23 protein-coding genes are annotated in these 22,966 nt (G+C 65.0%); 14 read left to right on the top strand and 9 right to left on the bottom strand.

The window, feature by feature from the left end:
- The first annotated feature begins 81 nt into the window (after positions 1–81).
- Complete coding sequence (locus LC083_RS02850) at positions 82–1,293, top strand: P1 family peptidase (RefSeq protein ID WP_226699107.1); 1,212 nt, start codon at positions 82–84, stop codon at positions 1,291–1,293.
- 3 nt (positions 1,294–1,296) lie between these two features.
- Here LC083_RS02850 and LC083_RS02855 read toward each other — a convergent pair whose 3' ends face one another.
- Positions 1,297–2,448 (bottom strand): site-specific DNA-methyltransferase, encoded by a 1,152-nt coding sequence (locus LC083_RS02855; protein ID WP_319003412.1) that lies wholly within the window; start codon positions 2,446–2,448, stop codon positions 1,297–1,299.
- Positions 2,449–2,701: 253 nt separating this feature from the next.
- On the opposite strand from LC083_RS02855, the gene LC083_RS02860 reads away from it, so the two are divergent.
- A complete protein-coding gene (locus LC083_RS02860) occupies positions 2,702–3,400 on the top strand; it encodes a sulfotransferase family protein (protein ID WP_226699108.1) in 699 nt (232 codons plus the stop codon).
- A 3-nt stretch (positions 3,401–3,403) separates the two neighbouring features.
- Here the strand turns inward: LC083_RS02860 and LC083_RS02865 are convergent, their stop codons facing one another.
- Positions 3,404–4,027, bottom strand: a complete 624-nt coding sequence (locus tag LC083_RS02865) for a ribonuclease HII (RefSeq protein WP_226699109.1) — start codon at positions 4,025–4,027, stop codon at positions 3,404–3,406.
- Between LC083_RS02865 and LC083_RS02870 the strand changes: the two genes are divergently transcribed.
- From LC083_RS02870 to LC083_RS02895, 6 genes are all read left to right on the top strand, one after another.
- The gene (locus tag LC083_RS02870; protein WP_226699110.1) at positions 4,026–5,198 is read left to right on the top strand and encodes a PQQ-dependent sugar dehydrogenase; all 1,173 of its coding nucleotides are present in this window, start codon (positions 4,026–4,028) and stop codon (positions 5,196–5,198) included. The two genes, LC083_RS02865 and LC083_RS02870, sit on opposite strands and share 2 nt — an antisense overlap.
- Before the next feature lie 50 nt (positions 5,199–5,248).
- On the top strand, positions 5,249–5,782 hold the full coding sequence (locus LC083_RS02875) for a GNAT family N-acetyltransferase (protein WP_226700005.1): 534 nt from the start codon (positions 5,249–5,251) through the stop codon (positions 5,780–5,782).
- 38 nt (positions 5,783–5,820) lie between these two features.
- Positions 5,821–6,369, top strand: coding sequence for a DUF1285 domain-containing protein (locus tag LC083_RS02880; RefSeq protein WP_226699111.1), 549 nt, complete (start codon positions 5,821–5,823; stop codon positions 6,367–6,369).
- Positions 6,366–6,959, top strand: coding sequence for a CoA pyrophosphatase (locus LC083_RS02885; RefSeq protein WP_226699112.1), 594 nt, complete (start codon positions 6,366–6,368; stop codon positions 6,957–6,959). The genes LC083_RS02880 and LC083_RS02885 overlap by 4 nt, the downstream gene beginning before the upstream one ends.
- Positions 6,960–6,978: 19 nt before the next feature.
- Complete coding sequence (locus LC083_RS02890; protein WP_226699113.1) at positions 6,979–8,154, top strand: CCA tRNA nucleotidyltransferase; 1,176 nt, start codon at positions 6,979–6,981, stop codon at positions 8,152–8,154.
- Between the two features lie 279 nt (positions 8,155–8,433).
- Complete coding sequence (locus tag LC083_RS02895; protein WP_226699114.1) at positions 8,434–8,964, top strand: hypothetical protein; 531 nt, start codon at positions 8,434–8,436, stop codon at positions 8,962–8,964.
- Between the two features lie 75 nt (positions 8,965–9,039).
- Here the strand turns inward: LC083_RS02895 and parC are convergent, their stop codons facing one another.
- On the bottom strand, positions 9,040–11,337 hold the full coding sequence (gene parC / locus LC083_RS02900) for a DNA topoisomerase IV subunit A (RefSeq protein WP_226699115.1): 2,298 nt from the start codon (positions 11,335–11,337) through the stop codon (positions 9,040–9,042).
- A 98-nt stretch (positions 11,338–11,435) separates the two neighbouring features.
- Between parC and LC083_RS02905 the strand changes: the two genes are divergently transcribed.
- Together LC083_RS02905 and LC083_RS02910 are read left to right on the top strand one after the other, a co-directional pair.
- Positions 11,436–12,002, top strand: a complete 567-nt coding sequence (locus LC083_RS02905; RefSeq protein ID WP_226699116.1) for a type 1 glutamine amidotransferase domain-containing protein — start codon at positions 11,436–11,438, stop codon at positions 12,000–12,002.
- A 163-nt stretch (positions 12,003–12,165) separates the two neighbouring features.
- Positions 12,166–13,500, top strand: coding sequence for a DUF418 domain-containing protein (locus LC083_RS02910; RefSeq protein WP_226699117.1), 1,335 nt, complete (start codon positions 12,166–12,168; stop codon positions 13,498–13,500).
- Between the two features lie 18 nt (positions 13,501–13,518).
- Here the strand turns inward: LC083_RS02910 and LC083_RS02915 are convergent, their stop codons facing one another.
- From LC083_RS02915 to LC083_RS02930, 4 genes are read right to left on the bottom strand one after another with little or no spacing between them, the layout of a single operon-like run.
- Positions 13,519–14,487 carry a helix-turn-helix domain-containing protein gene (locus LC083_RS02915; RefSeq protein WP_226699118.1) on the bottom strand — a complete coding sequence of 323 codons (969 nt, stop codon included), beginning with the start codon at positions 14,485–14,487 and terminating at the stop codon, positions 13,519–13,521.
- On the bottom strand, positions 14,484–14,810 hold the full coding sequence (locus LC083_RS02920) for a 2Fe-2S iron-sulfur cluster-binding protein (RefSeq protein ID WP_226699119.1): 327 nt from the start codon (positions 14,808–14,810) through the stop codon (positions 14,484–14,486). Before LC083_RS02920 ends, LC083_RS02915 begins: the two co-directional genes overlap by 4 nt.
- On the bottom strand, positions 14,807–15,883 hold the full coding sequence (locus LC083_RS02925; protein ID WP_226699120.1) for a cysteine desulfurase family protein: 1,077 nt from the start codon (positions 15,881–15,883) through the stop codon (positions 14,807–14,809). The genes LC083_RS02920 and LC083_RS02925 overlap by 4 nt, the downstream gene beginning before the upstream one ends.
- A complete protein-coding gene (locus LC083_RS02930; RefSeq protein WP_226700006.1) occupies positions 15,880–16,938 on the bottom strand; it encodes a cysteine desulfurase family protein in 1,059 nt (352 codons plus the stop codon). The genes LC083_RS02925 and LC083_RS02930 overlap by 4 nt, the downstream gene beginning before the upstream one ends.
- 116 nt (positions 16,939–17,054) lie before the next feature.
- On the opposite strand from LC083_RS02930, the gene LC083_RS02935 reads away from it, so the two are divergent.
- Complete coding sequence (locus LC083_RS02935; protein WP_160607825.1) at positions 17,055–17,711, top strand: alpha/beta hydrolase; 657 nt, start codon at positions 17,055–17,057, stop codon at positions 17,709–17,711.
- A gap of 155 nt (positions 17,712–17,866) precedes the next feature.
- Positions 17,867–18,535, top strand: coding sequence for an energy transducer TonB (locus tag LC083_RS02940; RefSeq protein WP_226699121.1), 669 nt, complete (start codon positions 17,867–17,869; stop codon positions 18,533–18,535).
- A gap of 21 nt (positions 18,536–18,556) precedes the next feature.
- On the opposite strand, the gene LC083_RS02945 is transcribed toward LC083_RS02940, so the two are convergent.
- Positions 18,557–18,766: a hypothetical protein gene (locus tag LC083_RS02945; protein WP_226699122.1), complete on the bottom strand. Its 210-nt coding sequence runs from the start codon at positions 18,764–18,766 to the stop codon at positions 18,557–18,559.
- A gap of 119 nt (positions 18,767–18,885) precedes the next feature.
- Here LC083_RS02945 and LC083_RS02950 point away from each other — a divergent pair, with 119 nt between their 5' ends.
- Together LC083_RS02950 and LC083_RS02955 are read left to right on the top strand one after the other, a co-directional pair.
- Positions 18,886–19,251 (top strand): DUF3597 domain-containing protein, encoded by a 366-nt coding sequence (locus tag LC083_RS02950; RefSeq protein WP_226699123.1) that lies wholly within the window; start codon positions 18,886–18,888, stop codon positions 19,249–19,251.
- Positions 19,252–19,288: 37 nt separating this feature from the next.
- The gene (locus LC083_RS02955; protein ID WP_226699124.1) at positions 19,289–21,145 is read left to right on the top strand and encodes a DUF885 domain-containing protein; all 1,857 of its coding nucleotides are present in this window, start codon (positions 19,289–19,291) and stop codon (positions 21,143–21,145) included.
- A gap of 70 nt (positions 21,146–21,215) precedes the next feature.
- On the opposite strand, the gene LC083_RS02960 is transcribed toward LC083_RS02955, so the two are convergent.
- Positions 21,216–22,835, bottom strand: a complete 1,620-nt coding sequence (locus LC083_RS02960) for a phosphoenolpyruvate carboxykinase (protein ID WP_226699125.1) — start codon at positions 22,833–22,835, stop codon at positions 21,216–21,218.
- Between the last annotated feature and the right edge of the window lie 131 nt (positions 22,836–22,966).

Genomic DNA, 22,966 nt, shown 5'->3' on the forward strand with positions numbered 1-22,966 from the left:
CTCCACGAGGGCACACATTCGTGCCGCGGGAACGAGGTCCGGTTTGCCTGGCTGGAGAGGAGAGGGAAAATGCATTCTGCCATGCGAGCGATCGGCTCGGCGCTTCTGCTGTGCGCTGCCGGAACTGGCGCGATGACTGCCGTGCACGCACAGCAGGCGGACGCTCCACAGGTCCGCGCGAGGGACCTCGGCGTCCCTTTCGACGGCACTCCCGGCCCCCTCAACGCCATCACCGATGTCGCCGGTATCGAGGTCGGCCATACCACGCTGATTTCCGGCGATGGCGACCTCGTCGTCGGTAAAGGACCGGTCCGCACCGGCGTCACGGCAATCCTGCCGCGCGGGAAGACCTATGACCCCGTGTTCGCAGGCTGGTACGCGCTCAACGGCAACGGCGAGCTGACCGGCACCACCTGGGTCGAGGAATCGGGCTGGCTGGAAGGTCCGGTGATGATCACCAATACCCACAGCGTCGGCACGGTCCGCGATGCGACGATCGAATGGGCGCACAAGCGCCGCTTCTTCGCCCCGCTTGCCGGCGAGCCCGATACCTTCTGGATGCTGCCCGTGGTCGGCGAGACCTATGACGGCGACCTCAGCGACATCAACGGCTTCCACGTAAAGAAGGACCACGTCTTCGCAGCGCTCGACAATGCGGCTGGCGGCCGCGTGGCCGAAGGCAATGTGGGCGGTGGCACCGGCATGATCACCCACGGGTTCAAGGGCGGTATCGGCACCTCATCCCGCGTGGTGAAGGCGGCAGGAGAGGACTACACCGTCGGCGTGCTGGTCCAGTCGAACTACGGGATCAGGGACACCTTCATGGTGGCAGGCGTGCCGGTGGGCCGCGAGATTACCGACCTCACCACGACCTATGGCGATCACAACCAGGAAACCGGGTCGATCATCATCGTCGTCGCCACAAATGCGCCGCTGCTGCCGCACCAATTGAAGCGCGTGGCCCAGCGCGCCACCATGGGTATCGCGCGCAACGGCTCCTTCGCCTCGAACGGTTCGGGCGACATCTTCATCGCCTTTTCCACCGGCAATCCCGGCAAGTGGGGCCGAGAAGGCAGCGCGGAACTGACCAGCCTGTCAAACGACGCGCTGAGCCCGATTTTCCGCGCCACGGTCGAAGCCACCGAGGAAGCGGTGATCAACGCATTGGTCGCCGCGCGCACCATGACCGGGATCAACGGCAACACCGCCCACGCCCTGCCGCACGAGCGGCTGCGTGAGGTGCTGCGCAAATACGGGCGACTGGTGGAAACGGACGCTCCGGCGGCCGAGTAGGCGCTAGTCCTCCACTGCCAGCAAATACAGCTGGCGCGCGGCGTCGATGGGCTTGATCTCGCCGCCGTTCTCGTAATGCCAGAAGGTCCAGCCGTTGCAGCTGGGCGCGCCCTGCAGTTCCTTGCCGAGGCCGTGGATGCTGCCGGTCTGCTTTTCATAGGCGAGCGAGCCGTCGGCGCGCACGGTGGCCACCCAGCGGCGCTTCTTGTCGAATACCTGGGTGCCGGGCGTGATGAAGCCGTTTTCGACCAGCGCGCCGAAGGCGACCTTGGGTGCCGAACGCTTCGACTGCATGGTGGTCAGCGCGCTTTCGTCGAGCGGCAATTCCTTCTCGATCCGCTTCAGCGCGGCATTGCGATAGACACCCTCGCGCTCGCAGCCGATCCACTGACGACCGAGGCGCTTGGCCACCGCCCCGGTCGTGCCGGTGCCGAAGAAGGGGTCGAGCACGACGTCGCCCTTTTCCGTGGTCGAGAGGAGCACGCGGTAGAGCAGGCTTTCGGGCTTCTGCGTCGGGTGAACCTTGGTCCCGCCTTCCTTCAGGCGTTCCGCGCCATTGCAGATCGGCAGCACCCAGTCGCTGCGCATCTGGAGCTCGTCATTTAGCGTCTTCATCGCGCGGTAGTTGAAGTGGTACTTCGCCTTTTCGCCCTGGCTCGCCCAGATCAGCGTTTCATGCGCATTGGTGAAACGCGTGCCCTTGAAATTGGGCATGGGGTTCGACTTGCGCCAGACGATGTCGTTGAGGATCCAGAAGCCCAGGTCCTGCAGGATCGCGCCGACGCGGTAGATATTGTGGTAGCTGCCGATCACCCACAATGCGCCGTCGGGCTTGAGGATGCGTTTCGCCTCGGTCAGCCAGGCAAGGGTGAACTCGTCATAGGCGGCAAAGGTGTCGAACTTGTCCCAGTCGTCGGTCACGGCATCGACATGGCTGCCGTCGGGCCGGGCGAGGTCGCCGCCCAGCTGCAGGTTGTAGGGCGGGTCGGCAAAGACGAGGTCGATCGAGGCGGTCGGGATCGAGCGCATGGCTTCCACGCAGTCCCCGTCGAGGATGCGGCCCACCGGCAGCTCGCCACGCGGCATTTCGAGCGGAAGTTCCGCTTCTTTCTCGATGCGCCGGGCGCGCGATTTCGTGGTCTCGATGACCCCCATGAAGGTTCCCCTGTCCGTAGTTATCCACAGGGTGAGTCCAAACGGAGTCCGCGTCAAGCATCTTCCGGGTTGCATATCCGCGGCAGGCACAAGAGCTGAGGGAGAACGAAAGGAGTCCCCCACAAGATGTTGAGTCTGGCCGGATTCACCGGACTCAAGATGGTGGGGTGTGGCCTCGAAGACTCGACTTTGCCGCGTTTTTTTGGAAACTGTGCCCTCCATTCGACCCGGGTCGCTCAACCGGGAGGAATACATGGCACTCAAGGTAATCGGCGCAGGTGTGGGGCGTACCGCAACCTTCACGATGAAGTTCGCGTTGGAGCACATCGGTTTCGGCCCCTGTTTCCACATGGCGGAACTGTTCGCCGATGCGCGGCGGCAGGTGCCGCTATGGCTCGACGCGATAAACGGTCGACCCGATTGGGACGAAATCTTCAAGGGCTTCCAGTCGACCGTCGATTATCCGTCCGCCTCCTACTGGCGCGAGCTTGCGGACCACTATCCGGATGCCAAGGTCATCCTGACCGTGCGCGATGCGGACAGCTGGTTCGAATCCGTCAGCGAAACGATCTTCTCGGACGAAATGCAGGCCCATCTCGTCGGGACGCCCACAGGCGACATGATGAAGGGCACAATCTTCGACCACTTCCACGGCGGCGACATCCGCGACCGGGCCTTCATGACCAAATGGTTCGAAGACCGGAATGAGCATATCAAGGCAAGCCTGCCGCCCGACCGGCTGCTGGTGTTCCATCCCAAGGAAGGATGGGAGCCGCTGTGCCGGTTCCTCGACGTGCCGGTCCCGCCCGAACCCTTCCCGCGCGTCAACAGCCGCGACGAGATCACGGCGGCGAACGAGCAGGAAGGCGGAATGGCAAAGGACGACGATTCTGCAGAAAGCTTCGGCAAGTCCTATATCGAGACGCTGCGCGCCAAGGCTTTCGCGCAATAGGGGCTAGAGCAGCACCATCTGGCTGACCGGCGCGAAGCTGCGGCGGTGGAGCGGCGTGGGACCGTGGACGCGCAGCGCTTCCATGTGCTGGACCGAACCGTAGCCCTTGTTGCGGTCCCAGCCGTATTCGGGATGCGCCTCTGCCGCCTCGCACATCAGCCGGTCGCGGTATTCCTTGGCGAGGATGGAGGCGGCCGAAATGCAAGGCTCGGAGCCGTCGCCGCCGACGATGGCGCGGGCAGGCCAGCGCCAGTCCGCGCAGCGCCCGTGCGGCGTCTGGTTGCCGTCGATCAGCACTGCCTCGGGCTCGCTCCCCATGGCCTTCACCAGCCGCGAAACGGCCAGCGTCATTGCCAGCATCGTCGCCTGGAAGATGTTGATCCGGTCGATCTCCTCGACATCGACCACGCCCAAACCCCATGCACAGTTATCGAGAATTTGCGGTTCCAGTGCGGAACGACGCGCTGCACTGAGCTTTTTGGAATCGTCGAGGCCTTGCGGACAGGGGTTGCAAAGCACCACCGCGGCAGCGACGACGGGACCAGCCAGTGGCCCGCGACCCGCCTCGTCGACCCCGACGACCAGCGGCGCGCAGCCAAGACCATGTTCGGGAGACGATGAAAACATGAAGCGCCTTACCTTGTTCGCCGCCACCCTACCCGGCGCCCTGCTGCTCGCAAGCTGCGGCAGCGGCTATTCCACCGATGGCGGAACGGAAGCGGCTTCGACGCCCGCACCGACCGACATCGAATTCGCAATCACCGAACACGGCAGCTTCAACGAACCATGGGCTTCGGCCTTCCTGCCCGGCACCGACCGCCTGTTCATCACCGAGAAGTCGGGCACGATGAAGTTCGTCAATACGAAGGACGGCACCGTCGGCACGGTCAGCGGTCTTCCGGATGTCGACTACGGCGGCCAGGGCGGCCTTGGCGATGTCGCCTTCCTGCCGCGCGAGGCGCGCCTGCGTTCTGCCATGCGCACGATCTACCTCAGCTGGGCCGAGGCCGGTGAAGGCGACACCCGTGGGGCGGTCGTCGGGCGCGGCAACATGATCTGCCCGACCACGAAAACCTGCGCGATTTCGGACCTCGAAGTGATCTGGCGCCAGATGCCCAAGGTGACCGGACGCGGGCACTATTCGCACCGCATCGCGGTCAGCCCTGACGGGCAGTATCTCTTCGTGACCAGCGGCGACCGCCAGAAGCAGGAGCCTGCACAGGACACCTCGAACACGCTGGGTTCGGTCGTGCGCCTGAACCTCGACGGCACGCCTGCCGCCGGCAATCCTCTCGCTGCGCAGGGCAGCCCGAGCGACGAGATCTGGTCGTGGGGCCATCGCAACCTGCTCGGCATCGATTTCGATTCCGAGGGCCGTCTCTGGGAAATCGAGCATGGTCCGGCGGGCGGTGACGAGCTGAACCTCGTCAAGAAGGGCCAGAACTACGGCTGGCCGGTCCGATCCAACGGCGACCAGTACAATGGCACCGAAATCCCCGATCACACGGCGGACGACGGGTTCACCAAGTTCGCGATCAACTGGACCCCGGTCATCGCGCCGGGCAACATGACCTTCTACCGCGGCGATCTCTTCCCCGGCCTGAAGGGCGACCTGCTCATCTCCGGCCTCAAGACCGAAGCGCTCGTCCGCGTCGCCATCGACGGCGAAAGCGCCCGCGAAGTCGCCCGCTATCCGATGGGCAAACGCATCCGTTCGGTAATCGAAGGACCCGACGGCGCGCTGTGGGCTCTGGAAGACGGCGAAGGCGGCCGCCTGCTGGAGCTTCGCCCCAAGTAAGGCGAAATTGATCGACTCATGGCGTGCGCGGCCCTAAGCGCCGCGCCGCCATGGCGACCATCGTCCCCCTATCCGCGATCGACCCTGCGCTGGTCGAAGAGCTGCTCGACGCAGCCTTCGGCGATCAGCGTCACGCCCGCACCGCCTACCGCATCCGCGAGGGCATGGAGGCACTCGACGCGCTCAGCTTCGCCGCGCTGGACGAGGATGACTATCTCGCCGGCACGATCCAGCTGTGGCCGGTGGCGCTGACCGACCCGGAAGGTCGCCCCCACCCGATGATCATGGTCGGCCCCGTCGCCGTCATGCCCGGACGGCAGGGCGAAGGTTTCGGCAAGGCCCTGATGGCCGCCAGCCTCGGCGCGGTGGAAAGCGGTTTCGAAACCGGCGCCGCTCCGCTGCCGCAGGTGATGATCGGCGATCCCGACTATTACGACCGCTGGGCTTTCACCGCCCAGCATACGGGCGGCTGGCACTGCCCCGGCCCCTATGAGCAGCACCGCCTGCTGGCCCGCACGAGCAATCCCGCAGTCCTGCCGCGCGAAGGCATGCTCGGGCCCTGGCCCGGTCAGCTCGCGGGATAGGTTGCACCGCAAGCCGCATCGCCCCAAGTAAGGCGGCGATGGTCTATACCCCGCCTCCCGAACTCGCCGGTCTCTCGCTCGCCCAGATTGCGGAGCAGGTCGCGGCACGCAAGCTGCCTCCGGTCGAGCAATGGACGCCCGAACAGGTGGGCGAGAGCCACATGCGCATCCTTGCCGACGGGACCTGGCTGCACGAGGGAAGCCCGATCTCCCGCCCCGCCATGGTGCGCGCCTTCGCCGGCCTGCTACGCCGCGAGGACGACGGCAGCTATTGGCTGGTAACGCCCTTCCAGAAGCTGGCGATCGAAGTGGAAGATGCCTGCTTCATCGCCACCGACGTTTCCGAGACCGAGGGCAATCTCGCCTTTCGCATCAATACCGACGAACTGGTCGTGGCCGGTCCCGACAACGCCATACGCGCCGCGGGCGATCCCGACGCGCCGGCGATCTACCTCCATGTCCGGCGCGGCTGCGAGGCGCGGCTGAACCGTTCGACCTACGAACAGCTTGCGCGCATCGCTCTGGAGCATGGCGACGATTGGACCGTGTCCAGCGGGGGCGAGGCTTTCTCGCTGGTACCTGCATGAGCGTGATGTTCGACCGCCTGACCCATCTGTTCCAGCGGGGCCACGCCGCGCCTTCGCCCGAACTTCTGACCGATGCGCGTTTCGCCGATCTCGATCGAACGGCCGATGCAGCTGTGCTGATCGCTGTGACCGAGCGGGAAGACCCGACTGTCCTGCTCACCCAACGCCCACGCACCATGCGCGACCACCCTGGGCAGGTCGCTTTTCCGGGCGGCAAGCTCGACCACGGCGAAGACCCGGTCGAGGCTGCGCTGCGTGAAGCGTGGGAGGAGCTGGGCATCGAGCGCGACCACGTGCGCATCATCGGCACGACCGACCGCTATCAGACCGGCACCGGCTTCGATATCACTCCGGTGCTTGCCACCGTGCCGCCCGACCTGCCCATCCGCCCCGACCCGCGCGAGGTGGAAAGCTGGTTCGAGGCACCGCTCTCGTTGCTGATGCAGCCCGAAAGCTGGCGCGAGAACGAGGTATTCTGGAAGGGCGCCATGCGCCGCTATTACGAACTCGATCACGAGGGCTACCGCATCTGGGGCGTGACCGCCGCGATCTGCATCAACCTGTCGCGGCGGCTGGCGTGGACGGACTGACCGCTCTAAAGGCACGCGCATGAACCGCCTGCCGCAAACCGCCTGGACCAAGCGCAAGGACCTCGCCGCCCTCGTGGCCGCGCTGGGGCCCGACAACGCGCGCTATGTCGGCGGGGCGGTGCGCGACACGCTGCTCGGCAAGGACATCCACGACATCGACCTTGCGACACCGCTGCTGCCGCACGCGGTGATCGACCGTTGCAAGGAAGCGGGCATCCGCACCGTGCCCACGGGCATCGATCACGGCACGGTGACCGCGATCCTCAAGGGCGGGCCGGTCGAAATCACCACCTTGCGCCACGACGTGTCGACCGACGGCCGCCGGGCTACCGTGGCCTTTGCGACCGAGTGGCAGGAAGATGCGGCGCGCCGTGATTTCACGATCAACGCGCTCTACGCACATCCAGAAACGCTGGAGATCAGCGATTATTTCGGCGGACTTGCCGATCTCGATGAGCGCCACGTCCGCTTCATCGGGGACCCGCACGAACGCATTCGCGAGGATCACCTGCGTATCCTCAGGTATTTCCGCTTCCAGGCGCGCTTCGGAGACGAGCCGAACGCGGAAGCGGTCGCGGCCTGCCAGGAACTGGCGCACACGCTGAAGGGCCTGAGCCGCGAACGCGTGGCGATGGAACTGCTGGGCATTCTCTCCCTGCCGGACCCGCGCGGCGCGGTAGCGCTGATGGCGCAGCTCGGAGTGCTTGCTGTCATCCTGCCCGAGGCGCGCGAGCGCGAGCAGGCGGTCTTCGCTGCGCTTGTCTCACACGAGGCTGCAACCGGCACGCCGGGCGATCCCGTCCGACGCCTTGCGGCCCTGCTGCCGCCAATCCCTTCGGTTGCCGAGGCAGTAGCGGCCCGCCTGCGCCTCTCGCGTGCCCAGCGCGCCCGCCTCGTCTGCGCGGCGGAACGCAAGGACACCGACGCCGGCGCACCGCGCGCGCTCGCATATGCCGAGGGCGTGGAAGGCGCGCGCGACCGGCTGCTGATCGCAGGCGGATCGACAAGCGAACTGGACGGCTGGGAGGTTCCCCAGCTTCCGCTCAAAGGCGGCGAAATCGTCCAAAGCGGCGTCAGTGCCGGACCCGATGTCGCGCGTATCCTGCGAGCGGTGGAAGCCCGATGGATTGCGGAGCAATTCCCGCCCCGCGAGCGTGTCATGCAGTTGCTCGACGAGGAACTGGCCGCCCGCTGACCCGTTGGAAAGGGTGCAGCGCAACACCCCTTTTGCCTGACCGCTTGCGCTTGCCCGACAAGCCCTTCAGCCCAGCTTAAGCTGCACTGCAGCATAAAAACCGGGCTAGCGGTTGCCCAATGGCAGCCATTTTGTCATAGAACGCCCCGCTTCTTGAGGGGGCATGCGGCATTTACGTGCCGGGCTTTCGTCCGCCGCCGCTCACATTTTTCGTCGATCCGCAGCGCGCCGCTTCGCGCCGAGGGGTCGATTAGTTTGAACAAGTCTAGGAGTACATTCATGAAATTCGTCAAGCTGGCTGCCGCTGCTGCCGTCCTTGCCGCCACCCCTGCCCTTGCCAACGAACAGGTCGTTGCCGGCGCTACCGTTACCGGTCCCGAAGGCAATGCCGTCGGCACCATCGTCTCGGTCGAAAACGGCCAGGCCGTGCTCGACACCGGCAAGCACAAGGTTCCGCTGGGCGTGGAAATGTACGGCCAGGGCGAAGCCGGCCCGACCATCACCGTCACCAAGGTCCAGCTCGACGGCATGATCGACGCACAGCTCGCCGAAGCCGCTGCCAAGCGTGACGCCGCCCTCGTCGTCGGTGCCGAAGCCATGGACGCCAAGCACGCACCGCTCGGCACCGTGCTCGAAATCGACGGTGACAACATCGTCCTTGCTCGCGGCGGTGACGAAACCAACAAGGTCACGCTGCTGCGCGAACACTTCGACGCCACCGACCACGGCCTGATGGCCCGCCTGACCAACGCGCAGATCGATGCCGCGATGGCCCAGGCTGCTTCGGCTGCCGGTAGCGCAGGCGAATAAGCCGACACCGGTTCCCTGAGTTCTTCAGGGTCGCATGAGGCCGGGAGCGCAGCCGCGTTCCCGGCCTCTTTTGATTCAGGTGAAGCGGTTGTCGCGCGGGAAGCCTTGCGGCGGCAGGCGCCCGGCCCCGCCACGCGCGACCTTCCACTGCCACATGTCGGTTTCGGTGCGCGTCCGGTCGCCCTTGCCGCCCATCGCCCAGCTCAGCCCTTCGGCCAGCGTGAAAGTGGTCGCATCGCTGAGGCCGCCGTCACGGTAGCCCTGCAGCTTGTTGCCCTGTCCCTTGGCCAGGCGCGGCAGCTCTTCGAGGTGGAAGACCACCAGCTTGCGATTGTCACCCACCACGGCGACATGATCGTGACCTGCAGGAATGGGCCGCGCGACCTTGAGCTTCGCATCGCCCGGCAGGTTCACAACCTGGCGACCCTTGCGGGTTTCGGCGAGCATGCTGTCCGTTGTCGCAGCAAAGCCCTTGCCCGTGCTCGCGGCCAGCAGGACTTCCTGACCTTCGCGGTGGACGATGACCGACACGATCTGCGCGCTCGCCTCGATGTCGAGCGTGTTGCGCACCGGTTCGCCGAAGCCGCGCGCGCCCGGCAGCTTGTCCGCCCCCAGCGTGAAGACGCGGCCATCGTCGCCGACCAGCAGCAGCTTGTCGGTGGTCTGTGCGTGCAGCACGAAGGCAGGCGCATCGCCCTCCTTGTACTTGAACTCTTGGTCCAGCGGCAGGTGACCCTTGGCCCCGCGGATCCAGCCCTTCTGCGAGAGGATGACCGTCACCGGTTCCTTCTCGATCATCGCGTCCATGCTGAATTCGACAGCCGGCGCGGCTTCCTCGATCGTGGTGCGGCGGCGACCCAGCGCGGTGTCCTCGCCATACTCCTTGCGCAAGGCATTGAGATCGCGCTTCAGGCGGGTGCGCTGGCGGGCCGGGCTGCCGAGCAGCTTTTCCAGTTCGTCCTGCTCTTTCAGCAGGTCGTCCTTTTCCTGCCGCAGCTGCATTTCCTCCAGCTTGCGCAAGCTGCGCAGGCGCATGTTGAGAATGGCCTCGGCCTGCCGGTCGGTGAGCTTGAACTCCTCCATCATCACCGCCTTGGGATCGTCCTCGTAGCGGATGATCTCGATCACGCGGTCGAGGTTGAGGAAGGCGATGATGTATCCTTCGACCAGTTCCAGCCGCCGCGCGATCTGGTCGAGCCGGTGCTGGCTGCGGCGCTGGAGGATGTCGATCTGGCTGGCAATCCAGTTGTTCAGCAGCTCCTTCAACCCCATGACCATCGGCGTGCGCGAGGCGTCGAGCACGTTGAGGTTGAGGCCGAAGCGCGTTTCCATGTCGGTGAGCTTGTAGATGCTCTCCTTCAGCAGTTCCGGATCGACATTGCGGCTGCGTGGAACGAGAACAATGCGGATCTGCTCGTCGCTCTCGTCGCGGACGTCTTCGAGGATGGGCAGCTTCTTGTCGGCGATCGCCTGCGCGATCTGCTCGATCAGCTTGCCCTTCTGCACCTGGTAGGGAATTTCGGAGATGACGAGCTGCCACTGGCCGCCGCCGAGGCGTTCGATCCCTGCCTCGCGATCCTCGGCCTTGTCGGCCTCGGCGGCATGGAAGCGGCCGCGCACCCTCAGCGAGCCACGCCCGGTCTCGTAGGCAGCGGCAATCGTTTCCGCACTTTCGGGCACGACCCCGCCCGTGGCGAAGTCCGGCCCCTTGAACAGCTCCATCAGTCGCGCGTGCTCGACATGCGGATTGTCGATCACCTCCAGCGTCGCATCGACGATCTCGGCGACGTTGTGCGAGGGGATATTGGTCGCCATGCCGACCGCGATGCCGCTTGCCCCGTTGGCCAGCAAATTGGGGAACAGGCCAGGGAAGATTTCCGGCTCCTGCTCCTCGCCATTATAGGTCGGGATGAAATCGACCGTGCCTTCGTCGAGGCCTTCCATCAGGCGCAGCGCGGTCTTGGTCAGGCGGGCTTCGGTGTAGCGGTAGGCCGCGGCGTTATCGCCGTCGATATTGCCGAAGTTTCCCTGCCCCTCGACCAGCGGGTAACGCAGCGCGAAATCCTGCGCGAGGCGGACCATCGCATCATAGACCGAGGCATCGCCATGCGGGTGGTACTTACCGATCACGTCGCCGACCACGCGGGCCGATTTCTTGAACGCGCTCGAGGGGTCGAGCTTCAGCTGGCGCATGGCCCACAGCAGGCGGCGGTGGACCGGCTTCAACCCGTCGCGCAGATCGGGCAGCGAGCGCGCGGTAATCGTGCTCAGCGCATAGACGAGGTAGCGCTCTGACAGCGCGGAATCGAAAGGTGCGTCGACGATGGCGTCGAAGGGATCGGCGCCTGAATCGTCCATCTCGGTAATGGCCATGGCACTCGCCCTACCAGAGCCACGGCTCGCCTGTCAGCACGGAACGGCCCGCTGTCCCCACACGTTCGACGGGTAACAGCAATTCAAGGAGTTACCCCATGGCACAGGCCACCAAACGTATCATGATCCTCGCCACCGACGGCTTCGAACAGTCCGAACTGATGAAGCCCAAGGCCAACCTCGAAGACGCCGGTTTCGAAACCACCGTAGTCAGCCTCGAAAAAGGCGAGATCAAGGGCTGGGACAACAAGGACTGGGGTGAGAGCGTCGGTGTCGACAAGACGGTCGAAGAGATCGACAGCTGCGAAGGCTATGACGCGCTGCTGCTCCCCGGCGGCCAGATGAACCCCGACATCCTGCGCATGAACGACAAGGCGATCGACATCGTGAAGATGTTCGCCAGCACCAACAAGCCGATCGCCGCGATCTGCCACGCGCCGTGGCTGCTTGCGGAAGCAGACCTCATCAAGGGCAAGACCGTTACCGCATGGCCCTCGATCCGCACCGACCTGAAGAATGCCGGAGCTAACGTCGTCGATCAGGAAGTGGCGACCGATGGCAACCTCATCACCAGCCGCAAGCCGGAAGACATTCCGGCCTTCAGCAAGGCACTAATCGAGATTCTGGGCGAAACCGTCGAGCAACGCGAGCTCGAGAACGCCTGAACAACATACTGTTTTAAATAGGCAGTCTTCCCCGCCGGAAAGGATTCCGGCGGGGTTTTTGCTGCGTCGGTCCAGATACGCAAATATACAATCTCCACCTCCCTCGAGCCTGTATGAACCTTGCCTAGCGGTCGCTGGTCCTCAAACCCGGGGAGGGGTTAAGATGGCGACAACGGCTCGGGGGGCACCGCTAGCCGGTGCGCAAACCGGCACACCCGACATGCTTCCGACGAAGGCGGACGACCGCATCGTCGCGCTCGATTTCGTGCGGGGGGCGGCGCTTTTCGGCATTCTGCTGATGAACATCACGGCATTCGGCCTGCCCGCTGCCTACAACAACCCGCTGAATGCGGGCGGCGCGGAAGGGGCGAACCTTGGCGTGTGGATGATGAACGCGATGCTGTTCGAAGGTACGCAGCGCGGGCTATTCTCCATGCTGTTCGGGGCAGGGATCATCCTGTTCACCTCGCGGCTGGAAGCCAAGGGACGCACCGACGTCGCCGACATCTACCTCAGGCGGAACATGTGGCTGACCGGCTTCGGCCTGCTCAACGGCTTCATCCTGCTGTGGTCGGGCGACATCCTCTATTACTACGGCCTCACCGCCGTGCTGCTGTTCGTTTTCCGCAATCTCGCCCCGCGCGCCCTGCTGGCGATCGGGGTCGCGGGCCTGCTGTTCAATGCGGGCTGGAACGCGCTCGACAACTCGCTCCTGATGCGCAGCCACGATGCCTATGCGGCAACGCAGATCGAGGGCGCGACACCGACAGCGGAGCAGAAGGCGCTGGCAGGCGAATGGGAAGGCGCGCTGGCCGAGCACACGATCACTCCGGAGAAGCGCGACGCGTTGATCGCCGAGCGCACGGCGGGATACTGGAGCGCGCTCAAGCAGACCGCCGCACTGACCGTCCGGTTCGAAAGCTGGTGGTTCTACCGCGATTTCTTCGACATCTTCAGCATGATGATCATCGGCATGGCGCTGTTCAAGCTGGGGGTCTTCACGCTCGAGAAATCGACAGGTTTCTACCTCGCAATGGTGGCGATCGGCTACGGCATCGGGCTGAGCGTGAATGCCTACGAGACGCGTATGATCGTGGCGGACAACTTCAGCCTGCTGGCCTTCAGCCAGGCGCATATAACCTACGATCTCGGACGATTGGCGATGACTGCCGGGCACCTTGGCCTGCTATTGCTGGTGGTGCGGTCGGGTATCGTGCCCGCCTTCCAGCGCGCGCTGGCAGCGGTGGGACGCATGGCCTTCACCAATTACCTCACCCATTCGGTCGTCTGCGCGATATTCTTCGTAGGCCTTGGCTATTACGGCCAGCTGCAGCGGCACGAGCTCTACTTCGTGGTGATCGCAATCTGGATCGCGCAGCTCATCATCAGCCCCATGTGGCTACGCGCCTATTCGATGGGGCCGATGGAATGGGTCTGGCGGTACCTGACCTATGGCAGCGCACCTGCTTTGCGGAAGACCGCCCCGGCAGTCGCCTAGGCTCGCCGGCCGATCCTGTCAGGCTGCGGCATGCAGGATCGGCTCGCGCATCCAAGGCCGCAAGGCACCCGGCTCGATCCGTTCGAGCAGTTCCAGCCTGCGTGCCTGCCGGATTTCGAGGCTGAGCGTTAGCAGGTTCGAGCGCGTGCGCTTGAAGGCACCGGGCGTCACTCCGAAGAAGGTCTGGAATTCCTTGATCTGGTGCGCCTGGTCGAAGAACCGGAGGAGAATTTCGTCTTCCTCTTCGTCGGCCACGCCGCAAATCCGCGCCGCAAGGTCGAGGATACGGGCGCGGCGGAAGACTTGCTTCGGCGTCATGCCGAAATCGCGCTGCGCCACGCGCTGGACCTGCTTGGGTGAAACCCCGACCCGTTCGGCAAAATCGTCTAGCCGGATGTTTGGGTCGGCGAAGGCCTGCAGTTCGATTGCCTGCGCCAGCGGATCGGGCGGGGCGACGGCCTTGCGGGCGATGAAATCCGCGAACCAGTCCTCGAGGCTTTGCAACCACTCGGCCGGTTCCATGCCCGCGCGATAGAGCCCGGTCACCTCGGCATCGGGGATGCCCGTTTCCTCGATCATCCGGATGCAATCGGCATTGGCCTTCTCGTCGAGACCGAAGAGCGATCGCAGCGCGCCCGGTCGCAGCATAAGACCCGCAACCTTGATGCCGCCGCGATATTCCAGTTTCCACGAGCGGGTGTGCTGGCCGCACAATATGGTCCGGTCGCGAACGGGGACCGGCCCTTCGCGGCTCATCGCTATCCAGTCCACGTCCACGGCGCTGCGCAGGTAGGACGCGTCGTTGCAGAGGTACCCCTCCAGCGTCACGTCTGCGGGCCCTTCGGCCACGGCGACCATGGAGCGGGATACCCAGTCCCTCAGCCGCGGGTCGGGTTCGCGGTTGAAGGCGAGCGGCACGCCTGTGGTGGTCGCCCCCGTGCGCGGCGCAAGACGATCCGCAGGAGAGGCGACCACACCGCGGTTCATCGGCTCATGTCATGGCTTTCGGCGGGGATCGCGACCGACAACCCGTCCATGTCTGCAGTGAGCAAGATCTGGCAAGACAAGCGACTGGTGCGCCGCACGCCGGCGGCGAGGTCGAGCATATCCTCTTCCTCCTCGCTAGCTTCTGGGAGACGGTCGAACCATTCGGCATCGACGACCACATGGCAGGTAGAACAGGCCATCTGCCCCTCGCAGGTCCCTTCCAGCGGCATGCCTACAGCCTGCGCCACGCGAAGGAGGTTATCGCCCGGCTCTGCCTCGGCATCCACGTGACTACCATCGGAGGTGGTGAAACGGACCTTCACAAATCCTGCTCCCGTGCCGCCGAATTGATCGCTTTCGCGGCCTGCTCGATCTCGTCCATCGTCGTGTAGCGGCCGAAGCCCAGCCGGATGGAGCTCTTCGCCTGCGCTTTCGACAGGCCGATCGCCTCGAGCACGTGGCTGGTGCGGCCCGACCCGCTGGCGCAGGCGCTTCCGGCCGAGAACATCACCTCGCGGCAATCGCTCATCAGGCGGTTCACGTCGAGCCCGTCGCGGCGGATATTGAGATTGCCGTGCCAGCGCGCCTCCGCGCTGCCATTGAGTTCCCAACCCTCGAACAGCTCGCGCGCCCGCTTCCATAGCATTTCGACATGGTCCCGGTCCTGCTCGAGCCGGTCCTTCGCTTCTGCCGCCGCAGCGCCCATACCTGCGATCAGCGCGGGGCTGAGCGTGCCCGAGCGCACGCCGAATTCCTGTCCGCCGCCCGTTTGCACTTCGTCGAGGTGGAGCCCCTCGCGTACCCACAAGGCGCCGACGCCCTTGGGGCCGTGGAACTTGTGCGCGCTGATCGCGATCATGTCCGCACCGGTAACCTCGATCTTGCCGTAGGCCTGCACCGCGTCGCACAAATAGAGCGCGTTGTTCTCTTTCGCCTTGCGGTGCCATTCGAGCGTGGGCTGGATCGTGCCGATCTCGTTGTTGACCTGCATGACGCAAACCAGCCGCGTATCGGCGGGCAGGTCCTGTTTCGTATTGCACTGGCCGTCGGCGGCCACGTTGAGGACATGACGCTTGCCCGCGTCCTGCGCGGTATCGAGCACGGCGGCGTGCTCGATGGCGGACACCGAGACCGTGCCGCCCTTCCCGCTGCCCCTTATGGCGAGATTGATCGCTTCCGTCGCGCCGGAGGTGAAGACGACCTTGCCGCCTGCCGGAAACAGCGCCGCGACCTGTTCGCGCGCCAGTTCGATGGCGGCTTTCGCCTGCCGTCCCATGCGGTGCGGGGAATGCGGATTGCCGAAGCCGGTGCCGCCCGGCCCGTCGAGCCAGCGCAACATGGCATCGCGCGCTTCGGGGGTAAGCGGGGTCGTGGCCTGGTAGTCGAGGTAGATCATGCCTTCGCCAACTCAAGCCATACCTCGCTGAAGCGTTCCACTTCCACTGCGGTCGTATTCCAGCCGAAGCTGGCACGGATGGTGCGATCGGCGACCTCGGGTTCGACCTGCATAGCCTGCAGGACGTGGCTGGTCTTCATCGTGCCGCTCGAACAGGCGCTGCCTTGCGAGACCGAGATGCCCGCCATGTCGAACCGCATGACCTGCGCGCTGCCGCTCATCTTCGGCATGGCGATAGCGCGGATGTAGGGCGTCAGGTCGGAGAGCCGGTCCGACAACCACGTCCCCCCAAGATCGCGGCAGTCCTGTGCGAGCTGGTCGAGCGGCGCGAGGATCGCGGGATCGAGATACGGGTCGCCACATGCCTCCAGCGCAGCCGCCATGCCCAGCGCGCCAGGCAGGTTTTCGGTCCCCCGCCGATAGCCGCGCTCCTGCCCGCCTGCAGGCTCTAGCATGGCGTAGTCCCTCACCAGCAGCGCGCCGATCCCGATGGGTCCGCCGAACTTGTGCGCCGAGACGATCGCCATGTCGCAGGGCGGCAGCGGCATCTTGCCCGCGCTCTGCGCACAATCCGCCAGCAGCAATCCGCCGGCCTCGTGGACGAGTCCGGCGACCGCAGCGAGGTCCTGCCGGTTGCCCGTTTCGGAATTGACCTGCTGCACTGCCACCAGCGGGCGTTCGCGTTGCACGGCTTCGGTCAGCAATTCGAGGTCGAGCGCGCCATTGGGTCGGACCGGTAGCCTTTCGGCATCGGGCGCAGCCTTGAGGATCGCATCGTGTTCGACCGCCGAAACCAGCCGCGCGCCTGCCTGTGCGTGGCCCAGCGCCAGCGCCGCCGCCTCGCTCGCGCCCGAGGTGAAGATGACTTCGCCCAGCCAGCCAAGCGCGCGTTTCACCCGCTCGCGCGCATCCTCCAACGCCGCCCTCGCCTTGCGTCCCTCGGCATGCGGGCTGCTGGGATTGGCCCAGAGCGCAAAGCCTTCTTCCAGCGCCGCCCGCGCTTCGGGGCGCAGGGGCGTGGTGGCGGCATGATCGAGGTAGATGCGTTCCGGAATGGGAGGATGCTCGAAATTATTGCGATTTGGACGCGAAACCCTATATAGCGCGCAACCTCGCGCAAGCCCCCAAAAGGCCTCGCGACCCGAAAATTTCCGACAGGGTAAACCTCCCCATGCCGACCGTGATCTTTCCCGGCCCCGAAGGCCGCCTCGAAGGCCGTTTCTCTCCCGCACCGCGTCCGCGCGCGCCCGTGGCGATGATCCTCCACCCGCATCCGCAGGGCGGCGGCACGATGAACGAGCAGATCACGCAGCGTCTCTACAAGACCTTCGTCAACCGCGGCTTCGCCACTCTGCGCTTCAATTTCCGCGGCGTCGGCCGCAGCCAGGGCAGCTTCGACAACGGCATCGGCGAACTGTCCGATGCCGCCGCAGCGCTCGACTGGGTGCAGCAGATCCACCCCGAAGCGCAGGTGACCTGGATCGCCGGCGTCAGCTTCGGTTCGCTCATCGGCATGCAGCTGCTCATGCGTCGCCCGGAAATCCGTGGCTGGATCAGCATCGGCGCACCGGCGAGCATGTACGACTTCTCCTTCCTCGCCCCCTGCCCGGCCAGCGGCATCTTCATCCACGGTGCGCAGGACACGGTCGTCCAGCCCGGCGCGGTGACCAAGCTGGTGGAAAAGCTGCGCACGCAGAAGCACATCACCGTGCACCACGAGGAAATCCCGCGCGCCAACCACTTCTTCGAGAACGAGCAGGAAGAGCTGATGAAGTCGGTCGACAATTATCTCGACTTCCGCCTCGATCCGGCCTGCCCGATCAAGTGACCTGACCAGGCCCGGGCGCGACCCACGTGCGCCCAGGATTGTCTTCCCAATCCTAGTTGCAACGCGCGATTCCGCGCCCTCGACCATGCGCGCTTGCAATTTTTGTGTTATGTTGTAACATTGCTCTCTAGAGTCGCAATGGAGAGGAAAGGCCTATGGCTTACGCAGACAACCGCAAGGCATCGCCCGCCGGCATGGCCGCCGCAATCGGCGTCCAGGCCACAATCGGCTTCGCTGTCATAACAGGCTTGAGCGTTACGGCAGGCATCATCGAGAAGCCGCCGATCATCGAAACCTGGGATATCAAGGACGAACCGCCGCCCCCGGCCCCGCCGCCGCCGGAACCGGACACGCGCACCACGCCCGAGGTCACTTCCTCGCCGCCGCTGACGGTGCCCAAGCCCGATATCAGCCTGAGCGATTCAAAACCGCTCTTCCCGACGACGGACCAGATCCTTCCGCCGGTCCCGATCCCGCAACCGGGCCCGACGAAGCTTGCCCCGCCGGCACCCGTCCCGACCGGCTTCGATCCGGTAGGCGCGAAACCGCGCAACGATCCGGGCGCATGGCTCAGTGACCGCGACTACAAACCCAGCTGGGCGCGCCGCGACCTGACCGGAACGGCGACCTTCAAGCTCGATATCGCCGCGACCGGCAAGGTCTCGGGTTGCCAGGTCATCCGTTCGACCGGGCATTCCGAACTGGACGATGCGACCTGCGTACTGGTCCAGAAGCGTGCGAAATTCGAACCGGCCCGGGGTCTCTCGGGCGAGCCGGTGGCAGGTAGCTATACCGGCTCGGTGCTCTGGCAGCTGCCGGACTGATCCTCCTGCAGGAAAGCAGCGTCAGCGCGTGCCCCGTTCGACCTTGTCGAGCGGGGCTTCGCCGTCAGCGCTGGGCACGGTCCAGATCATGACATTGACCACCGCAATTACCGCCAGCACCACCATGAGTGCCGCGTTCTTCATGTTCCCTGTGCGCTTCCACAGCATGTAGGCCCCGAACAGCAGCAGGGCGGCAGCAAGGACGACGAGCGAGAGGACGGTGTCGAGCATCCCGCCTACCTAGCCGCACCTGCGCGCGAGACAAGCCTGCGAGGAACGCCAACTCCCCGCGACAGTTGATCCGGAAAGGCCCTGCACAATGCAAGGCCATGTTTTTTCAGGAGTCGCACATGGGTATTTTCAGCAGCATCAGGGATGCAATCTTCGGCAAGACGAAAAGCGAGCAGAAGACACTGCCGCCTGTCACGGTCCCCGGTCAGGCCCCGGCCAAGCCCGAACCCAAGCCGATCGTCGACGTCGAGAACAGTCTCGACTCCATGCCCGGCGCGGACCGCCTGAACTGGCGGACAAGCATCGTCGACCTGATGAAGCTCATCGGGGTGGATTCCAGCTACGAGAACCGAAAGGCGCTGGCCCAGGAACTCGGCCGCGCGAACTACAGCGGTTCGGCCGACGACAATGTCTGGTTGCACAAGCGCACCATGCGCGAACTTTCGGCCAATGGCGGGAAGGTACCCGCAGAATTTCTCGATTGATTTGACAGCCATGCGCGCGGGCATCAAACCCGCGCGCATGACCCAGACAAGCTTCGAACTAACCCGTCGCCAGGCTCTTGCCGGACTTGGCGCGACGACCGCCCTTACCCTTGGTGGATGCACGCTTACGCCGCGCCCCGACGGCATCGCGCAGGCCCGCGTCATCGGCGCCGAGCGCCTGCTCGAAGTGGTTGCCTACAACCTCCTCGAACACGAGCCCGAACGCGCCACCGGACTTGGGGTCGACACTGGCCGCTATGCGCATCTGCGCGGCAAGATCGAGGACCAGTCCCCCGGCGGCCAGCAGGCGCTTGCTTCCACGCTGAAGCAGGATCTGGAGCGGGTGCGCGCCTACAGCCGCGAGGGGCTCGACAGCACGACGGTGACCAATCTCGATGTCGTGCAGAGCGCCTATGAACTGGCGACCGACGGCCTAGCCCTGCCCTATGGCGACACGCCTGTCGGCAGCTGGCGCACAGCCCCCTACGTGGTAATCCAGAACGTCGGCGAATATCTCGCCATGCCGCGCTTCATGCAATCGACCCACCAGGTGGCGAATGGCGATGATGCGGATGCATATATCGAACGGCTCGAAGCCTTTCCTGCCTCCCTCGATGGCGAACTCGCCCGCATCCAGAGCGCGCGAGCCATGGGCGTGGTGCCGCCCGACTTCCTGCTCGACAAGGCGATCCGCCAGATGGAGCAGACCCTGGCCAGCGCCGGCAAGGGAGAGCTGTTCGCCGACGATCTGCGCGCCAAGCTGAATGCCAAAGGCATGCCCGAAAGCCACGCGAACCGCGCGCTGACTTTGGAGACGGGCCCGATTGCGGAAGCCCTGTCACGCCAGCTGGAAGAACTGAAGGCCGAACGCCGCGTCGCCACCTCCGCGCCGGGCATCTCGGCACGGCCGCGCGGCGACGAATTCTACGCCTGGGCTCTGCGATCGAGCACGACCACACGGCTCAGCCCCGACGAGGTGCACCGCCAGGGCCTCGAAGAACTCGAGGCGCTGCACGCCCGCATGGACCCGATCCTGCGCAAGATCGGCTACACCGACGGCAGCGTCGGCGCGCGCATGACTGCGCTGTCCGAAGACTCGCGCTACAAGTTTGCCGAAGGCGATGCGGGCCGCGCGCAGATCATGGAATTCATCGCCGAGCGGATCGACTGGATCAAGGCGCAGATGCCGCGCGCCTTCAACACGCTGGTCGATCCGAACCTTGAAGTCGTGCGCATCCCGCCGGCAGAGGAAGTCGGCGCGCCCGGCGCCTATGGCGGGGCGGGCAGCAAGGACGGCAAGATCCCGGGCCGCTTCTGGATCAACCTGAGGTCGACCGACCTGCACCGCAAGTACGACCTTGCGGACCTTACCTATCACGAGACGATCCCGGGCCACGTGTGGGAGGGCGAATATTCCAACCGCCTGCCGCTGATCCGCTCAATCCTCGCCTTCAACCCCTTCAGCGAAGGCTGGGCGCTCTACGGCGAACAGCTGGCGGACGAACTGGGCGCCTACGAAGGTTTCGAAGTCGGCCAGCTCGGCTACCTCCAGTCGCTCGCCTTCCGCGCCTGCCGCATGGTCGTCGACACCGGCCTTCACGCCAAGGGCTGGAGCCGCGAACAGGCCAACCGCTTCTTCGTCGAACGCAACGGCTCCAAGCCCGACGAGGTGCAGAGCGAGGTGGACCGCTATTGCAGCTGGCCGGGCCAGGCGACGGGTTACAAGCTCGGTCACAGCCGCATCGTCGCCCAGCGCGCGCGGGCGCAGGCGGAACTGGGCAGCGCCTACGACCTCAAGGCCTTCAACGACGCAGTGGTGCTTGGCGGCAATGCACCGATGGATGTGATGGAGAAGAATGTCGGCCGTTACATCGCGGCGGCATCGGCCCGATAGCGCAACGAAAAACCCCCGGTCCGCGATTGCTCGCGGCCGGGGGCTCTCCTCTCCAAACTCTATGTAGCGGTCAGGCGGCCGCAGGTGCCGCGTCGCGCACGCCCTGGTCGACATGGGCCGCGAAGGGCTCGAAATTGTCGACGAAGAGCTGCACCAGCTTGTGGGCGGTGCGGTCGTATTCGTCCTTGTCGGCCCAGGTCGAACGCGGGTCGAGGATCTGGCTGTCGACGCCCGGAACCGCGATCGGCACTTCGAAGCCGAAGTTGGGGTCCTTGCGGAATTCCACCTCGTTCAGCGAACCGTCGAGCGCGGCGTTGAGCAGCGCGCGGGTGGCCTTGATCGGCATGCGGTTGCCGGTGCCGTACTTGCCGCCGGTCCAGCCGGTGTTGACCAGCCAGCACTGCGCGCCGCCTTCGGCGATGCGCTTCTTGAGCAGATTGCCATAGACCGAGGGGTGACGCGGCATGAAGGGCGCGCCGAAACAGGTCGAGAAAGTGGCTTCCGGCTCGGTCACGCCGATTTCGGTGCCTGCGACCTTGGCGGTGTAGCCCGACAGGAAGTGGTACATCGCCTGGTCCGGCGTGAGACGCGCGATCGGGGGCAGCACGCCGAAGGCGTCGGCGGTCAGCATGATCACGTTGGACGGCGGCGGCCCCATATTCTCGGCCGAGGTATTCGGGATCGAGGACAGCGGATAGGCACCGCGGGTATTTTCCGCGAGGCTGTTGTCGTCGAGGTCGATTTCGCCGTTTTCGTCCATCACCACGTTTTCGAGGACCGTGCCCTCCATGCGGGTGGTGGCGTAGATTTCGGGTTCCGCTTCAGGGTTGAGGCGGATCATCTTGGCGTAGCAGCCGCCTTCGAAGTTGAAGACCGCCGTGTCCGACCAGCCATGCTCGTCGTCGCCGATCAGCGTGCGGCTGGCGTCGGCCGACAGCGTCGTCTTGCCGGTGCCCGACAGGCCGAAGAAGACCGCGCTCTTGCCATCGGGGCCGATGTTGGCCGAGCAGTGCATCGGCATCACGCCCTTGGGCGGCAGCAGGTAGTTGAGGATGCCGAAGACGCTCTTCTTCATTTCGCCGGCATATTTCGTGCCGCCGATGAGGATCAGCTTCTCTTCGAGGTTGACCGCGATCACCGTCTCGCTGCGGCAGCCGTGGCGCTCGGGATCGGCCTTGAAGCTGGGCAGGTCGATGATCGTGTATTCGGGCACGAAACCGTCGAGTTCCGCTTCGGTCGGGCGCACCAGCAGGGTGCGGATGAACTGGTTGTGCCAGGCGAGCTCGTTGATGACGCGCACGTTGACGCGGTATTCCGGCTGCGAACCGCCGAACAAATCGGCCACGAACAGCTCGCCCTTGTCGGCGACGGCAGCCATGAAGTCAGCCTTGAGCGCGGCGAAATGGGCCGGCTGCATCGAGGCATTGTTGTCCCACCACACCGTATTTTCGGTCTCGGCATTGCGAACGATGAACTTGTCTTTCGCGCTGCGGCCGGTGTGCTTGCCCGTTTCCACCACCAGCGGGCCATGCTTCGCGCGGCGGCCTTCGCCGCGTTCGAGTGCCGCTGCAGTGAGTTCTTCCGACGTCAGGTTCGGATGGATCGTGGCAGAAGTCTCGATGCCCTGCGCGGCAAGCGAGTGGGAAAGCGGAAAGGTCACTGAAATCTCCAGCGCTGGTGAGCGTTTCATGTCCGGGAATCGCTGGCGCATACGAATGCGCCGCCCTTGGACCCGCCTTTAGTCCTGCCTTTCCGCAACGTCAAACCCGCCGAGCCCCATTTTCCCTTGGGACGGGCAGAGCCTGCGTTGTCTTGCCGCGC

Source organism: Qipengyuania gaetbuli (assembly GCF_020524765.1).
Lineage (GTDB): Bacteria > Pseudomonadota > Alphaproteobacteria > Sphingomonadales > Sphingomonadaceae > Qipengyuania > Qipengyuania gaetbuli_A.

Bases quoted from the DNA above. Each gene is read 5' to 3' on its own strand.
- LC083_RS02850 (WP_226699107.1), top strand. From the start codon at position 82: ATGCGAGCGATCGGCTCGGCGCTTCTGCTGTGCGCTGCCGGAACTGGC.
- LC083_RS02855 (WP_319003412.1), bottom strand. From the start codon at position 2,448: ATGGGGGTCATCGAGACCACGAAATCGCGCGCCCGGCGCATCGAGAAA.
- LC083_RS02860 (WP_226699108.1), top strand. From the start codon at position 2,702: ATGGCACTCAAGGTAATCGGCGCAGGTGTGGGGCGTACCGCAACCTTC.
- LC083_RS02870 (WP_226699110.1), top strand. From the start codon at position 4,026: ATGAAGCGCCTTACCTTGTTCGCCGCCACCCTACCCGGCGCCCTGCTG.
- LC083_RS02865 (WP_226699109.1), bottom strand. From the start codon at position 4,027: ATGTTTTCATCGTCTCCCGAACATGGTCTTGGCTGCGCGCCGCTGGTC.
- LC083_RS02875 (WP_226700005.1), top strand. From the start codon at position 5,249: ATGGCGACCATCGTCCCCCTATCCGCGATCGACCCTGCGCTGGTCGAA.
- LC083_RS02880 (WP_226699111.1), top strand. From the start codon at position 5,821: ATGGTCTATACCCCGCCTCCCGAACTCGCCGGTCTCTCGCTCGCCCAG.
- LC083_RS02885 (WP_226699112.1), top strand. From the start codon at position 6,366: ATGAGCGTGATGTTCGACCGCCTGACCCATCTGTTCCAGCGGGGCCAC.
- LC083_RS02890 (WP_226699113.1), top strand. From the start codon at position 6,979: ATGAACCGCCTGCCGCAAACCGCCTGGACCAAGCGCAAGGACCTCGCC.
- LC083_RS02895 (WP_226699114.1), top strand. From the start codon at position 8,434: ATGAAATTCGTCAAGCTGGCTGCCGCTGCTGCCGTCCTTGCCGCCACC.
- parC (WP_226699115.1), bottom strand. From the start codon at position 11,337: ATGGCCATTACCGAGATGGACGATTCAGGCGCCGATCCCTTCGACGCC.
- LC083_RS02905 (WP_226699116.1), top strand. From the start codon at position 11,436: ATGGCACAGGCCACCAAACGTATCATGATCCTCGCCACCGACGGCTTC.
- LC083_RS02910 (WP_226699117.1), top strand. From the start codon at position 12,166: ATGGCGACAACGGCTCGGGGGGCACCGCTAGCCGGTGCGCAAACCGGC.
- LC083_RS02915 (WP_226699118.1), bottom strand. From the start codon at position 14,487: ATGAACCGCGGTGTGGTCGCCTCTCCTGCGGATCGTCTTGCGCCGCGC.
- LC083_RS02925 (WP_226699120.1), bottom strand. From the start codon at position 15,883: ATGATCTACCTCGACTACCAGGCCACGACCCCGCTTACCCCCGAAGCG.
- LC083_RS02935 (WP_160607825.1), top strand. From the start codon at position 17,055: ATGCCGACCGTGATCTTTCCCGGCCCCGAAGGCCGCCTCGAAGGCCGT.
- LC083_RS02940 (WP_226699121.1), top strand. From the start codon at position 17,867: ATGGCTTACGCAGACAACCGCAAGGCATCGCCCGCCGGCATGGCCGCC.
- LC083_RS02945 (WP_226699122.1), bottom strand. From the start codon at position 18,766: ATGCTCGACACCGTCCTCTCGCTCGTCGTCCTTGCTGCCGCCCTGCTG.
- LC083_RS02950 (WP_226699123.1), top strand. From the start codon at position 18,886: ATGGGTATTTTCAGCAGCATCAGGGATGCAATCTTCGGCAAGACGAAA.
- LC083_RS02955 (WP_226699124.1), top strand. From the start codon at position 19,289: ATGACCCAGACAAGCTTCGAACTAACCCGTCGCCAGGCTCTTGCCGGA.
- LC083_RS02960 (WP_226699125.1), bottom strand. From the start codon at position 22,835: ATGAAACGCTCACCAGCGCTGGAGATTTCAGTGACCTTTCCGCTTTCC.